The sequence below is a fragment of the Collinsella sp. AF14-35 genome, from assembly GCF_003464565.1.
Taxonomy (GTDB): domain Bacteria; phylum Actinomycetota; class Coriobacteriia; order Coriobacteriales; family Coriobacteriaceae; genus Collinsella.
In genome coordinates this window covers 66,613-81,895 of the sequence record NZ_QRZD01000007.1, presented here as the reverse complement: position 1 = coordinate 81,895, position 15,283 = coordinate 66,613, and the positions used below count along the sequence as shown (strand labels likewise).

Annotated in this window: 10 protein-coding genes; 6 read left to right on the top strand and 4 right to left on the bottom strand. The window is 58.0% G+C overall.

The genetic code is table 11. The features are described from left to right. The first annotated feature begins 193 nt into the window (after positions 1–193). From coaE to uvrB, 3 genes are read left to right on the top strand one after another with little or no spacing between them, the layout of a single operon-like run. On the top strand, positions 194–835 hold the full coding sequence (coaE, locus tag DWW12_RS03990; protein WP_117855087.1) for a dephospho-CoA kinase: 642 nt from the start codon (positions 194–196) through the stop codon (positions 833–835). After that, positions 828–1,409: a lytic transglycosylase domain-containing protein gene (locus DWW12_RS03985; protein ID WP_089573603.1), complete on the top strand. Its 582-nt coding sequence runs from the start codon at positions 828–830 to the stop codon at positions 1,407–1,409. The genes coaE and DWW12_RS03985 overlap by 8 nt, the downstream gene beginning before the upstream one ends. Positions 1,410–1,460: 51 nt before the next feature. Continuing rightward, a complete protein-coding gene (gene uvrB, locus DWW12_RS03980) occupies positions 1,461–3,701 on the top strand; it encodes an excinuclease ABC subunit UvrB (RefSeq protein ID WP_089573604.1) in 2,241 nt (746 codons plus the stop codon). A gap of 65 nt (positions 3,702–3,766) precedes the next feature. Here uvrB and DWW12_RS03975 read toward each other — a convergent pair whose 3' ends face one another. The 4 genes from DWW12_RS03975 to DWW12_RS03960 form a co-directional block, all read right to left on the bottom strand. Continuing rightward, a complete protein-coding gene (locus DWW12_RS03975) occupies positions 3,767–5,407 on the bottom strand; it encodes an NAD(P)/FAD-dependent oxidoreductase (RefSeq protein WP_117855085.1) in 1,641 nt (546 codons plus the stop codon). A gap of 80 nt (positions 5,408–5,487) precedes the next feature. Next, entirely contained in the window at positions 5,488–6,759 is a 1,272-nt protein-coding gene (locus DWW12_RS03970; protein WP_117855083.1) for an NAD(P)/FAD-dependent oxidoreductase, read from the bottom strand. Continuing rightward, complete coding sequence (locus tag DWW12_RS03965; protein WP_117855082.1) at positions 6,760–7,590, bottom strand: Mrp/NBP35 family ATP-binding protein; 831 nt, start codon at positions 7,588–7,590, stop codon at positions 6,760–6,762. 145 nt (positions 7,591–7,735) lie between these two features. Further along, on the bottom strand, positions 7,736–9,889 hold the full coding sequence (locus tag DWW12_RS03960; protein ID WP_158564374.1) for an LTA synthase family protein: 2,154 nt from the start codon (positions 9,887–9,889) through the stop codon (positions 7,736–7,738). 193 nt (positions 9,890–10,082) lie between these two features. On the opposite strand from DWW12_RS03960, the gene uvrA reads away from it, so the two are divergent. The 3 genes from uvrA (at position 10,083) to murJ (ending at position 15,281) form a co-directional block, all read left to right on the top strand. After that, the gene (gene uvrA, locus DWW12_RS03955) at positions 10,083–12,962 is read left to right on the top strand and encodes an excinuclease ABC subunit UvrA (protein WP_099431427.1); all 2,880 of its coding nucleotides are present in this window, start codon (positions 10,083–10,085) and stop codon (positions 12,960–12,962) included. A gap of 132 nt (positions 12,963–13,094) precedes the next feature. Beyond that, complete coding sequence (gene ybaK, locus DWW12_RS03950) at positions 13,095–13,595, top strand: Cys-tRNA(Pro) deacylase (RefSeq protein WP_117855078.1); 501 nt, start codon at positions 13,095–13,097, stop codon at positions 13,593–13,595. Positions 13,596–13,676: 81 nt separating this feature from the next. Continuing rightward, positions 13,677–15,281, top strand: coding sequence for a murein biosynthesis integral membrane protein MurJ (gene murJ / locus DWW12_RS03945; protein ID WP_231500775.1), 1,605 nt, complete (start codon positions 13,677–13,679; stop codon positions 15,279–15,281). Positions 15,282–15,283: the final 2 nt, after the last annotated feature.

The window sequence follows — 15,283 nt, the reverse complement described above, 5'->3', positions numbered from 1 at the left end:
GGTGGACGGCACCGAGCCGTACGCTTGAACTGCAGAAGGGGGAGGCCTCGCGGCCTCCCCTTTTTTGCGTTTGATGGAGAGCCGTAATACAAGCACTCGCCTTCGTTTGGCTTGTCTTACTGTTTGGCTGTATTATGAGTCCTCCTTTTGTATTTGCGCGATAATAACTCCCATTGGCGTTAGGGAGGACTTGATGTTTACCGTTTTTGTCTTGGGCAATATTGCTTCGGGTAAGTCGACTGCCTGCCGCTATCTCGAATCTCATGGCGCCATGCTTATCGATCTGGACGAGCTTGCCAAATCGCTGTATGTGCCAGGCTCCGATATCGTCAATGCCCTCGCGGAAGAATTTGGCTGGGATATTTTGGACGAGGAGGGCGGCGTTCGCCGTAACATCCTCGCTTCTCGAGCTTTCGCTTCTCCTGATTCGGTCGCACGGCTCAATGACCTTGTGCACCCCGTTCTCATTGAACAGCTTTCGCTTAGGATTCTCGATCCGGTTTGTTGTACGGTTTCGTCCCCCCGTTATCCCTTTGCGGTTGTCGAGGTTTCTGCCCCGACTGGTTTTGAGGATGCTTTTGGCCTGGCTGATGAAATTCTGGTTATCAGTGCTCCTTTGGCAGTTCGTCGCGAGCGTGCCATTCATCGTGGTATGGAGTCCTCTGATTTTGATGCTCGCTCTGCATGCCAACCTGATGAGGCTTCGCTTTGCAATCTCGCTACGACGGTAATCGATAATGCGGGAGGCGATAATTCGCTCTTTGAACAACTGGACGCATGGCTTCTCCTCCATGGCTTCGGGGATGTAACGGATAAGGAGGAGGCCGATGCCTAAGACACGTTTCTTTACGTGGTATCGCGTTGCGCCACTTGCCGTTGTGCTCGTCTTCGGCTTTATTTCGCTCGTCTACTCGTATGCTCCTGCCGCCTTCTTTAAGCCTTTGTATCCAATTGACTACGAGGCGTATGTAAAGCAATCGAGCATTTCGCACAATCTTGATCCATATCTGGTGTGTGCTGTCATAAAGTCGGAATCGAATTGGGATCCCGAGGCTGAGTCGAATCAAGGCGCTCGGGGATTGATGCAGCTGATGCCCGAGACTGCCCAGGATATGATTGCCAAGGGTCTTGTCGATGGTAGCGAGTATTCCGCCGACAACCTTAACGATCCCGCTACGAACATCGAGTTTGGCTGTGCGTATCTTTCGTATCTTCTAACGTATTTTAACGGGTCGACTGACAGCGCCATTGCCGCCTATAACGCCGGCATGGGCAATGTCGACGGATGGGCGCAGCAGAGCACGTCGCTTCATAATGCAATCACCTTTCCCGAGACGCAGGCGTATCTGATTCGTGTCAATAATGCCTGGGTTCGCTACAAGACCCTCTATCCCGATCGGTTCGTATAGGACTATGCCTGCCGCCTGCGTATACTGCAGATATATGAGTTAGGAGTATCCATGGCGGAATTTGAAGTTGAGCGTGTTGGAGGAGAGCTCAAACGTTTTGGCGTTGAGGGCTCTGAGGTGCCGTTTGAGGTCGTGTCTCCATACGAGCCCGCTGGTTCCCAGCCTAAGGCCATTGAGTCGCTTGTGCAGGGTGTGAGGGACGGAGATCGCTATCAGGTTTTGCTGGGCGTGACTGGTTCGGGCAAGACCTTCACGATGGCTAAGACTATTGAGGCCCTGGGGAAGCCGACGCTGGTCATGGCTCCCAATAAAACGCTCGCCGCTCAGCTTGCGAGCGAGCTCAAAGAGTTCTTTCCCAACAACGCTGTGGTCTACTTTGTCTCGTACTACGACTACTATCAGCCCGAGGCGTATGTGCCGCAAAGCGATACATATATCGAGAAAGACTCCTCGATTAACGAAGAGGTCGAGATGCTGCGCCATCAGGCGACCGCGTCACTGCTCTCTCGACGCGATGTGATCGTTGTCGCATCGGTCTCGTGTATCTATGGCATTGGCTCTCCTGAGGACTATGCGGGTCTGGCTCCAAACGTCGACAAGAAGGTGCCGCTCGAGCGCGATGACTTTATCCATGCACTTATCGACATTCAATATGATCGCAATGACTATGACCTGGCGCGCGGCACGTTCCGCGTGCGCGGCGATGTTGTCGACGTGTATCCGCCTTATGCCGAGCATCCGTTGCGGTTTGAGTTCTTTGGCGACGAGGTCGAGCTGATTGCCGAGATCGATGAGGTTACCGGTGAGATGCTTCGTGAGTACGAGGCCATCCCCGTATGGCCGGCATCGCACTACGTGACCGAGAAGCCGAAGGTCAAGGCGGCTCTGAAATCGATCAGCGAAGAGTGCGAGAAGCGCGTGGCGGAGCTCAAGGCGACTGATAAGTTGCTCGAGGCGCAGCGTCTGCAGCAGCGCACCGATTATGATCTTGAGATGCTCGAGACGATGGGTTTTTGCAACGGCATCGAGAACTACTCGCGTCATCTGGACGGTCGCAAGCCGGGTGAGCCGCCGTTTACCCTAATCGATTACTTTCCCAAGGATATGCTCTGCATCATCGATGAGAGCCATGTGACGGTGCCGCAGATTCGCGGCATGCACGAAGGTGACCGCTCGCGTAAGGTGACGCTGGTGGAGCATGGTTTTCGCCTTCCTTCGGCACTCGATAACCGCCCGCTTCGTTTCGATGAGTTTGAGGCAAGGATACCCCAGTTTATCTATGTTTCGGCCACACCGGGCGACTACGAGCTGCGGGTGAGCCAAAACGACGTTGAGCAGATTATTCGTCCAACCGGTCTGCTCGACCCCAAGATCGATGTGCGTCCGGTTCGTGGGCAGATTGACGATCTTGAGGACGAGATTCGCGAGCGCGTTGCCCGCAAGGAGCGCGTGCTGGTGACCACGCTCACCAAGCGCATGGCCGAGGACCTGACCGACCATCTGCTTGATGCCGGCATTAAGGTCAATTACATGCACTCCGATACAGCGACGATGGACCGTGTCGAGATCCTGCGAACGCTGCGCGAGGGCAAGATCGATGTTCTCGTTGGCATCAACCTGCTTCGCGAGGGCCTAGACCTTCCCGAGGTCTCACTGGTGGCAATTCTCGATGCCGATAAGGAAGGCTTCTTGCGCAACCGCCGTTCGCTGATTCAGACGATTGGCCGCGCGGCCCGTAACGCCGATGGCGAAGTCATCATGTATGCGGACGTTGTGACCGATTCGATGAAAGAGGCCATCGAGGAGACGCAGCGCCGTCGCGAGATTCAGATGGCATATAACGAAGAGCATGGCATTGTGCCCAAGACGGTGCGCAAGGCCATCAACGACATCTCAAGTTTTATTGCCGAGGCCGAAAAAACCGTGGGTTCCAAGGGGCGCTCGAAGGGCGACTCTCTTGGACATGGCGCATTCTATACGCCCGATGAGTCGGGCGAGGGTGGCGTGCCGGAAACGGTGGCGCCCGAGCAGACACTTGCGGAGCAGTTGGAAGAACTGCCGCATGACGAGCTTGTGCGGATCGTCGAAACCATGGAAGAGGATATGCGTAACGCTTCTGCTGCCATGGACTTTGAGGAGGCGGCGCGCCTGCGCGATGCCGTCGTTCAGATTCGAGCGATGCTCGAGGGTGCGTCTGAGGACGAGACGATCGAGCGCTTACGTTCGCAGGCCCGCAAGGGTTCCACGTTCGCATCGGGCAGAAAACGCCAGGGTGCACGGTTTAAGAAATAGTGAACAGGCCCCGAGTTCCCTGTGGAGCTTGGGGCCTGTGTCTTTTGCGCGCTGGAATTCGTGCGTTAGAGGTCTGCGATCAGGGCTTCGGCACAACGGATGCCGTCGGTTGCCGCGCTCATGATGCCGCCGGCATATCCAGCTCCCTCACCACAAGGATAGAGGCCCGGGGTCGACACGGCATGGCACGTTCGGTCTCGGGTGACAGTGACCGGTGAGCTCGAACGAGTCTCCACGCCGGTAAGAACGGCGTCGGGGCGGTCGTAGCCGCGTAGCTTTTTTCCGAGTAGGGGAAGTCCCAGGCGGAGCGACTCGACGATATGCTGCGGCAGGGCTTCGTCAATTGCCGTCCAGGTCACACCGAGCGGATAGGTGGGCTTTACCTTTCCGGGCGCCTTGCTGGCACGTCCTGCGAGGAAATCTCCGACGAGCTGTGCCGGTGCGTTCCAGTTGGAACCGCCCAGGCGATAGGCGGCCGCCTCGCAGGCACGCTGGAGCTCGATGCCGGCGAGTGGGTCATCGTTGGGAAGGTCCTCGGGTGTGACGTTAACGAGCAGGGCGGCATTTGCGTTGCGTCCGCCGCGGGCATTGAGACTGGCGCCGTTGACGCACAGGTGGCCCTGCTCGGAAGAGGCGGCGACAACCTGCCCGCCGGGGCACATGCAAAACGAGAACACGCTGCGGCCGTTGGGAAGATGGGCGACGAGCTTGTAAGGGGCTGCTCCGAGGGCAGGATGTCCCGCCGAGGCTCCGTATTGGACTCGGTCGATGTCGCGCTGCGGATGCTCGATGCGAACGCCCATGGCAAAGGTCTTTTGTGCGAGGGCCACGTTGTGGCCCTTAAGGAGCTCAAAAATATCGCGAGCAGAATGCCCGCAGGCGAGGATGAGGTGATTTGTCTCGATTGGCTCGCAAGCGGCGTCTTGGGACGATTGGACATCAATACCGGTGATGGCGCCAGACGCGTCGATGCGAATGTCGACGAGCTTCGTTCGATAACGGACGACACCTCCGAGCTGCTCGATGCGCTGGGATATAGCGGTGACAACCGTGGGAAGGATGTCGGAGCCAATGTGCGGCTTGGCATCCCATAGAATATCGCGGGGCGCGCCCGCTTCGACGAAGGTTTCGAGGATAAGGCGATGGGCGGGATTTTTGGTTCCCGTATTGAGTTTGCCGTCCGAGAAGGTTCCCGCGCCGCCCAGGCCAAACTGGATATTGCTCTCGGGGTCGAGGATGCGCTCCTTTAGAAAGAGGTCGATCGCCTGCGAGCGGCGAAATGCCGGGTCGCCGCGCTCGATGAGCAAGGGCTTAAGACCTGCTTCGGCGAGCGTAAGCGCAGCGAAAAGGCCGGCGCATCCGGCACCGACAACGACAGGGCGTTCTTGAGGTGCGTCGGAGGCGGGGGAGGGGAATGAAGGCTCATCGTCTTCTATCGCGCGTACGCGCGAGCGGTCACGCTCGGCAACGCTGTCGACCGCTTCTCGCTCGAGGTGGGGACTAGTCAGCTCAACACGAAAGCTCAGGATAAAATGGACGTCTCGTTTTTTGCGAGCGTCGATTGACTTGCGGTGGAGCTCGATGGACTTGATCTCGGAGTCCTTGCAACGTAGGACGCGCTTGGCGACTCGCTTGCCAACAATGAGACAGGCATTTTCATCGTTGGCTTCATCGAGCGACGCGTTGACTTGGGTGATTTCGATCATCGAGGTCTCCTTAGAGGCAAGAAAGAGGCCGTCCGGTATCCCAGACGGCCCGAATGCGTTTTTGATTATAGACTGCGCGGCTACAGGCTGCTTGCAGCGCGAATGCCCGAGATCCAGGCCCACGCAAGGTTAAAGCCTCCGCAATCGGCGTCGATGTCGAGCGCTTCACCGCAGACGTAAAGCGGGGCGTCGACAACGCTGCGCGCGCGTAGGCTGGGTGTTGAGATGCTCTCGACAGATACGCCACCACGCGTGACCTGCGCTGAGCGCTCCTCGGCTGTTCCCTTGACGAGCAACTTAAAGTGCTTGAGGATCGAGACCAGGTGGATGACATCGTTGGAGCCTGGATGGCACTGCTCGAACGCTGTGCAGACGACGCGGGAGAGTTGCGGGGCGAGCATGCCGTCGAGCCAACGGGGATCGCGGGGCGAAAAGCCGCCGAGCAGCTCAACGCGCCGGTTGAGCATATTGAGCAACTCGTCTTTGGAGAGGTCGGGGAAAACGTCGAGCAGGATCGTATCGCCGTGCTGGATACGACGAGAGAGGTTGAAGACAGCGACGCCCGAGATACCGAAGGTTCGAAACAGCACTTCACCGTCTTCGTGCCAGAGCTCATTATGATTGCGGGCGAGCGTCAAGCGGGCGCGGACGCGCAGGCCATCCAACGTCTTGAGCGCCGCCCGATCGCCAAAGACCGTTGCCGATACGGGGCAGAGGATGGGGCGCAGCGAAGTGAGGGGGAGGCGAAACGTATCGGCGATACCGGTGGGGTTGCCGCCCGTGGCGATAATTACGGCATGTGCCTGCAGGGCCTCGTTCTTGCGAGGGACATCGGCGAGCGCTTTCCGAAGCGAGCGGAGCTCCGATTTTCGGTCGTCGTGCTTTTTTGCCTTGAGTGCCCGCGCCGGACGGTCTATTTGGAGTGCCCAGCCTTCGGAAGCTTTGTGCGCCGAGGCAACGTTGGCTCCGCAGATTAAGGTGATACCTAGGCGGTCGCAAACGCTGAGAAGCGCGTCGCGCACCGATTCGGCGCGAAGGGAGCGCGGGTACAGCCGGCCTTCCTCGGAGGTTGTCATGATGCCCAGCGAGGAGAAGAAACCCATAAGCTCTTGTTCGGGCTGGGGGCCCATGACGGATTCGACGAATGCGGGGTGGTTATACCGCTGAGGATCAATCGATTCGTTGGAGAGGTTGCAACGGCCGTTACCGGTCGCAAGGAGCTTGAGGCCGCAGGCGACATCGCGCTCAACGATGCAGACGCTTTTGCCAGCGCGTGCGGCCGTAATGGCGGCGGCGAGGCCTGAAGCCCCGCCGCCGATTACCAAGACGTCATAGAGGGCGCTCGCGTTCACTTAGGCCTCGTCGGTCTCGTGCGGGGTAATAGCCTCGACGGCAGAGACTGCCTTGGGCAACATGCCATCGGGCAGCGCAGTCTCGACCTCGCCCTTATCGCAGGCCTCGGCGAGTGCCGGATTAATGGGAAGCTGGCCCAAGATGTCGAGGTTATAGCGCTCTGCGACCTCGGGGAGCTTGCTCTTGCCAAAGACCTCGATCTTCTTGCCGCAGTCGGGGCACTCAGTATAGCTCATGTTCTCGACAATGCCCAGAATGGGGACGTTCATCTTCTCGGCCATGTTGACCGCCTTGGCGACGATCATCGAGACCAGATCCTGCGGGCTCGTGACGATGACGATGCCGTCGACCGGCAGCGACTGGAAGACGGTGAGCGCAACGTCGCCTGTTCCCGGAGGCATGTCGACCAGTAGGTAGTCGATGGGGCCCCACGAGGTCTCGCTCCAGAACTGCCTAATGGCGCCTGCGATGACCGGACCGCGCCAAAGGACGGGGTCGGTCTCGTTTTGGAGCAGCAGGTTGGAGCTCATGACCTTGACGCCGTGCTCGGAGATTTCGGGCAGCATAAGGTTGCCAAGGGCATGGACGTGGCGTCCACTCATACCGAACATCTTGGGGATAGAGGGACCGGTGATGTCGGCATCGAGGACGCCGACCTTGTGGCCGTGACGGGCAAGCTCGGTGGCGATGGCACCGGTGACAAATGACTTGCCGACACCGCCCTTGCCGGAAAGCACGGCGATGACGCGCTTGACCTCGGACAGCGTGTTCTCCTCAAATTGCGACGGCGACGTTTGTCCGCCGGCGGCCTGTGCGTGTTCGCAACCCATGTATGACTCCTTTGTATATGCTGGGGCCGGGGCCCCGCGATGTGACACGAGCGTCATTGTACCCTCGTTTGCGAGCGGGAGTCATTTGCGATGCGTTTGGGCCGAGCGTGCTTGCAATACGATGGGCCCAAGCGAATGGGCGGGCTTACTGAACTTTGCTGGCGAACTCGAGGTATTGCATGCGCTGCAGCTTGTCGATCGTCGAGGCGTAGGGGCTGTCTTTCGATTCCAAGTCGTAGCGCAGCCCGTCGGCACCGAGATAGCCGGCGACATTGATGGTGGGCACATCTGACCTTGTCGCAAGCAGGGCCTTTTGGTAATTGGTGAGCGGGGCTCCGATCTTATTAAGGGTAATGGCTGCAATCTCGTTTGCCCCGACGGTGTCGTAGACGTTGAGCTCGGTATTGCCGGCGATCTCATAGTTAGCCCAGACGAGATATGTCGACTGATAGATACGGAAAGCGTGGCTTGCCGTATCTTCCTGAGGGTACAGCTCGTCGTTGAGAGTCGTTGCGGCGCTCGGCTGATGGTCGCCAAAAAAGACAAGAACAACCGGTCTGCCGATGTTGCGGAGCTCGTTGATAAAGTACTCGAGGTCCCGGTCGGATGCGTTGATGCAGGTGAGATAGGTGTTGAGCGCGCTGTTGGCGCCTTCGCTGGCTCCCTCGACCCAATAGTTTGTCAGCTCTTCGGCGGGAACGGTGCCATAGTCGTAGCCGCCGTGATTTTGCATCGTGACGTCAAAGATGAACTGCGGCGCTTCGTCGGTTCTAAGCAGGTCGAGTATCTTGTCGTAGGTGGCGTAGTCGCATACGCCGGCATGGTAATAGGGCGCACCTTCGAAATCGCCGATTGAAAGAAAGTCTCCAAAGCCCAGCTGCTGATAGATTTTATCTCGATGGTAGTTGACGGGGTTTTGCGGGTGCATAGCGGTAGCGGTATACCCAAGCTCTTTAAGGTCCTTTGCCAGGCTGTTGACGCCATTCATCTGATACAGTTGATAGGGAATTTTGCCTAATCCGACAAAGGCCGTTGTCGCTCCGGTCAAAAATTCGAATTCGGAGTTCGCCGTTCCGCCACCGGCGACCGAAGCGAGCATGGTGCCGCGAACAAGTGTGTCGGGAAGCGAGTTGTAGAATGCGGGGCCGGTGTACCCGGCCGCCTGGAGCTGCTCAAAGCACGAAAGGTCGCTAAAACTCTCGTTCATGACGGCAACAATCGTCGGCTTGATTTCATTGAACTGGGCAACGGCCGCCGCGCGCTGTTCGCTCGAGCCATATGTGCTGTCGTAGACGGCGGCGAGCTCCTGCTCGATGCTCTGCGCCTCATCGGGCGTATAGTCTTCGGGCTTCTCAATGGGCAACTCGTTGACCATTTCGGTGAACGAAGTGATAAAACCCTGAGACGCATACGTGGTGATGGGCTGCCAACGGTCAAATCCAAAATCCAGCGCCTGCTCCAAGTCGATGTTGGAAAAGCCTGAGAGCCCCACAACGGTCACTAGCAGAAAAGCACAGAGGTTAGCGGCGATAGCGGGGAAGACATGGGTGGGCGCACGGAGCTTTCGCGGTCGGATGAGCGAAAGAAGCCCCAAGGAAATCTCCAGCAGGGCGAGAGAGGTTACGATTCCGGCGGTAAAGGTAAACTCGTATCCCTCGCTCACTTCCATTGCGGTGCCAAGGGCCAAGATATCGCTTGGCAGGATGGCTTCGCCTTTAAACGTTATGACGAAGTGCTCGGCAATGCCAAGGATGCAGCAGACGACGGGCACGAGAGCCATGACGCCTCCATGACGCTGTCCCAGCAAATAAAGGGAGAGCAGAACCGTCGCGAGCAGCCCGACGGAAAACCCGAATGAGTTGGCGGGAATGCGATAGAACGTTTCGTTGCAGGCAATTTCGAGTGAAACGAACGAGAGCGCTGAAACAGCGGCGATGACAAGGATGTCACGGCAAATACAGGCAACCGTTCCCGTCGCAAGGTCGGTTTGGTCGATAAGTCCCGAAATCAAGGGCTCGACAAGAAGCATGACGGCGGCAGCACCGAGCGCCGAATAAGAAAGGACCCATAGGGAGCTGCCCTCATTTACGAGCAATTGATTCGTAACCCATGCAGCTACCACGCCGAGCGGGATGAGGAGCGTCGCGTACCAAAAGACGCGGGCGATGGGTGGCTTTTCGTTGCGTTTGATTGAAAAATACACGCGCACGACGACGGCGGCCACGATAAGGACGGCGATGAATATGGGTAGATTGGCCATGTCGCTCGAAGTGATTTCAAGGGGGATATCTTCGGTCATGGACGTTCCTCTGGTACAGCAAATTAAGTTCAGTATTAGATTACTGTAACCTTTCCACGGCATTTCGAGAAACAAAGCGCCCGATACGCAAAGCTAAAGGTCTGCGAATCTTGTATTACGAACATCTGTGCGCGTCGAGTGCGCTAAACTCATCGGCAGTATGATTCGATGCAATAGGAGGCAAGGAGCTTCCATGTCTGATTCTTCTATCGTTATTCGCGGCGCTCGTGAGCACAACCTCCGTGATATCGATGTTTCCATTCCGCGTGACCAACTCGTGGTCATTACCGGTCTTTCTGGCTCGGGCAAGAGTTCGCTGGCATTTGACACTATCTATGCCGAGGGCCAGCGTCGATACGTCGAGAGCCTTTCGAGTTATGCGCGCCAGTTCTTGGGCCAGATGGACAAGCCCGACCTGGATTCGATTGACGGCCTTTCGCCGGCTGTCTCAATCGATCAAAAGACGACATCCAAGAACCCGCGCTCGACGGTGGGCACCGTAACCGAGATTTATGACTATCTGCGTTTGCTGTTCGCCCGTGTGGGCACCCCGCACTGTCCCGAATGCGGGCGCGTCATTGAGCGTCAGACGACCGACCAGGTTGCCGACAAGGTCTTGGCGGCGGGGGAGGGCCGCCGCGCGTTTGTGCTGGCACCGGTGGTGCGCGGGCGAAAAGGCGAGTACACCAAACTGTTTGAGGACCTTCGCGCCGAGGGCTTTAGCCGCGTGCGTGTCGACGGTGAAGTGCGCTCGCTCGACGATCCGATCGATCTGGACAAGAAGTTCAAGCACGATATCGAGGTCGTGGTCGATCGCATCGTGATCCGTGAGAACTCTCTGGGCCGTATCGCCGAGTCTGTTGAGCAGGCGACTGCGCTGGCGCACGGCAATGTGAACGTATACTTGCTGCCCGACCGCGACGCTCCCGAGGGGACCGAAGGCGAGTTGCTGGAGTATTCGCTGGCGTTAGCGTGCCCGGAGCATGGACACTCCATCGATGACTTGCAGCCGCGTGACTTCTCGTTCAACGCGCCCTATGGCGCGTGCCCCGAGTGCGATGGCCTGGGCTTTAAGAAGACGGTCGACGCCGAGGCCCTAATCGAAGACCCCTCGAAGTCGATCGCCGACGGGGTCTTTGGCAGCCTGTTTGGCAACTCTAACTACTATCCGCAGATTTTCGCTGCGGTCTGCAAACACTTTAAGGTGAGCGTCGATACGCCGTGGGAGGATCTGCCTCCGCGGGTGCGTCGCGCGTTTTTAGACGGCATGGGCGACCAGAAGATTTCGGTCGACTATCAAAAGCTCGATGGGCGCCGCAGCCAGTGGGACACCAAGTTCTCGGGCGTGCGCAATATCCTGTACGAGCGCTATACCGAGACGACGAATGAGAACACCAAGGCGCGCTTGGAGAAGTACATCCGCGAGGAGCCGTGCTCGAGTTGCCATGGTGCTCGTCTGCGCCCCGAGATGCTCGCCGTTACCGTAGGCGGTAAGTCCATTTACGAGGTCTGCTGCCTATCGTGCCGCGAGTCGCTCGAGTTTTTTGAGGGCTTGGAGCTTACCGAGCGCCAACAATTTATCGGCGGGCGCATCGTTAAGGAAATCCTGGAGCGCCTGCGCTTTCTGGTCGATGTCGGACTCGACTATCTGACCCTCGACCGTGCCTCGGCGACGCTTTCCGGAGGCGAGGCCCAGCGCATTCGCCTGGCAACGCAGATCGGCGCCGGCCTCATGGGTGTGCTGTACATTTTGGACGAGCCGTCGATCGGCCTCCATCAGCGCGATAACGAGCGCCTGATCAAGACGCTTGAGCGCCTACGCGATATCGGCAATACCGTCATCGTCGTCGAGCATGATGAGGATACGATTCGTGCTGCCGACTATGTGATCGACATGGGCCCCGGCGCGGGCGTGAACGGCGGACACGTGGTCGCCGCGGGAACGCCTGCCGATATCATGGCGTGCCCCGATTCGATGACGGGTGCCTACCTGACCGGCAAGCGAATGATTCGGGTTCCCGATGAACGCCGCAAGCCCGGTCGCGGCTGCCTTAAGATCACGGGCGCCCGCGCCAACAACCTCAAAAACGTTACCGCCAAGATCGAGTTTGGTACGCTTACGGTTGTTACCGGCGTGTCGGGATCGGGCAAGAGCTCCCTGGTTACCGACACCATTGCGCCTGCCCTTACGAATGCCATTCACCGTTCGACGCGCCCTGTGGGTCCGTATAAGAAAATCGAGGGCATCGAGTGCATCGATAAGGTTATCGATATCGACCAGTCGCCGATTGGCCGCACGCCGCGTTCCAACCCTGCTACGTACATTGGCCTGTGGGATGATCTTCGCGCGTTGTTTGCGAGTACGCCGGAGTCGAAGGCGCGCGGCTACTCGCCGGGACGTTTCTCCTTTAACGTGAGCGGCGGTCGCTGCGAAGCATGCAAGGGCGACGGACAAATTAAGATCGAGATGCACTTCCTTCCCGATATCTATGTCCCCTGTGAGGTCTGCGGCGGCAAACGCTATAACCGCGAGACGCTTGAGGTCACCTACCGTGGTAAGACCATCTCTGACGTGCTCGACATGAGCGTCACCGAGGCGCTGGCCTTCTTTGGGAATATCCCGCAGATTAAGCGCAAGCTCCAGACACTGTACGATGTAGGCTTGGGCTACGTGAGCCTGGGCCAGCCCGCCACGACGCTCTCGGGCGGCGAGGCGCAGCGTGTGAAGCTCGCCAAGGAGCTTCATCGACGCCAGACGGGCAAGACGTTCTATATTTTGGACGAGCCGACGACCGGCCTTCATTTTGAGGACGTCCGCCAACTGCTCGATGTGCTGCAGCGCTTGGTCGATGCGGGCAACACGGTGCTGGTGATTGAACACAACCTTGATGTCATCAAGGTTGCCGACCGCCTGATCGATATGGGCCCCGAGGGCGGTAACGGCGGCGGAACCGTCGTGGTTTCGGGCACACCGGAGCAGGTTGCAGACTGTCCGCAGAGTTATACGGGCAAGTTTTTGGCGCCGTTGCTCAGGCGTGACCGGGAGCGTCAGGCTCAACTTGATGCTCAATAAATAGGCGATTCAGTTTATGGGCGCCATCGACTCCTTGTGATTCGATGGCGCTTGCTGTGTCGAAGTGACGTATGCAGCCGAATTGGACATATACTTAATCCTTGCGTCCGAATGCGAGGGAAAGGATATGTCATGGCAAAGGCTGTAAAGACGCCAAAAACCAATGCGATGCGCGAGCTGGAAAGCGCCGACATTTCCTATGTTCTACATACGTACGAAGACGATGGTGATGAGTCGGCGGGCCTGGGGGTCGCGATTTCGGAGCAGCTTGGCGAGGAGCCCGGTCAAGGATTTAAGACCTTGGTCTGCGTGACGCCGTCCAACGACCATGTTGTGTGCTGCATCCCTGTTGCCGACGAGCTCGATCTAAAGTCCGCCGCGCGTGCCGCGGGGGAGAAGTCCTTGGCCATGATGCATGTGAAGGATTTGCTTGCGGCGACTGGCTACGTTCGCGGCGGCTGCAGTCCGGTCGGTATGAAAAAACGCTACCGGACGCTCATTGATGAGACATGTGTCCTTTGGGATACCATTTTTATTTCGGGAGGCAAGCGTGGTTATCAGCTCGAGCTTGCACCCGATGATTTAATTGCATTTTGCGGGGCGACGGTTGCCGCGATTACGAGAGAGGACTGAGCGATGCCGCAGGAAGAATTGAAGTGCGGAGCTCATTTTGCAAAAGAATCTGCGCCTCAGACACCCTCATCTGAAGCTTCTTTGTCGCGAGATGACACTGACGACATGGGCTCGTCGGACTACTCCACGGTTGGTCGTTCCGCCGGGCTTATGACCATCCTGACCATCGTGTCTCGCGTCACCGGTTTTATCCGCACGTGGGCAATGGCGGCCGCTATCGGCATGTCGCTACTCTCGTCCTCCTATCAGGTCGCCAACAACCTGCCCAATATGCTCTACGAACTCGTGATGGGCGGCATGCTCGTGACGGCGTTTTTGCCCGTGTACATGGGCGTGAGGCGTGAGCAGGGTCGCGAGGCCTCGAACGAGTACGTGGGCAACCTGCTCGGCATTCTGCTTTTGGTGCTGGGTGGCATTTCGTTGCTGGGAACCGTGTTCGCCCCGGGCTTTATCTGGACGCAATCGTTTCTTTCGGGTGACGGCGGCAGCATGGATACCGCTGCGTTCATGTTCCGTTTCTTTGCCATCCAGATTCTGTTTTATGGTTTGGGCTCGGTGTTCTCGGGCGTTCTCAACGCACACCGCGACTACTTCTGGTCGACGTTTGCCCCGGTCCTCAACAATGTGATCGTCATTGCGAGCTTTATGGGTTTTGCGCCCGTGTCCGCACAGTTTGGCGAACGTGCCGGCATCATCTTGATTGCGGCCGGTACGACCCTCGGTGTCTTTGTTCAGATGGCATGTCAGATCCCCGCGCTTGGCAAGCACGGCGTGCATCCCCATATCCATATCGACTTTAAGGACCCCGCACTGCGCCAGACGATTGCGCTCGGTATCCCGACGCTGCTCGCCACGGTGTGCATGTTTGTCTCGACTTCTATCACCAACGCTGCCGCGCTGGTGGTCCAGCCCGAGACTGGTCCTTCCGTCATAGCCTATGCGCGCCTGTGGTACACGCTGCCCTACGCGCTGATTGCCGCCTCGCTTTCGACGGCGCTCTATACCGAGCTCTCTCACGACGCACAGGAGAAGGATTACGACAGCGTTCGCACGGGCATTTCGCGTGGCGTCGCCCAGATGCTGTTCTTCCTGGTTCCGTTCGCGCTGTACCTGATTGTCTTCGCGCGTCCGCTCAATATGATTTACTGTGCCGGTAAGTTTGATGAGTCCGGCGTGGCGCTGGTGTCCGAGTTCCTTGTCTACCTGGCGTTCTCGCTGCCGCTCTACGGCGTGGTCGTGTTGATGCAGAAGAGCTTCTCTGCCTTGCTCGACATGAAGCCCTATAGCCGCTATTGCCTGTATTCCGCCATCGGCCAGGCCGGCTCGGTGCTGCTGTTTGGCGTTGTGCTGGGCTTCGGTATGCCGGCAATCGCGCTTTCGTATGTCGTTGACTACATGATCTTGGTCGGTTGTTCGCTGTGGTGGCTGCGTCGTCGCCTGCGTGGCCTTCAGGTCAAATCTATCCTGCATGGCGGGTTCTTTGGCCTTTTTCTTGGTGGCCTGGGTGCTGCCGCAGGCGCCGGCGTCATGTGGGCACTCGAGCACTTTGTCGGAGTGCTTGGCAGCTCGATCCTAATTACCCTGGGCTACGTTTGTGTTGCAGGCGTCGTCTCGCTTGCTGTAACTTTTGGTCTTGCCTTCGTCTTTAAGATGCCCGAGGTCTCGGCGCTGCTTCGTCGCGAGTAGGT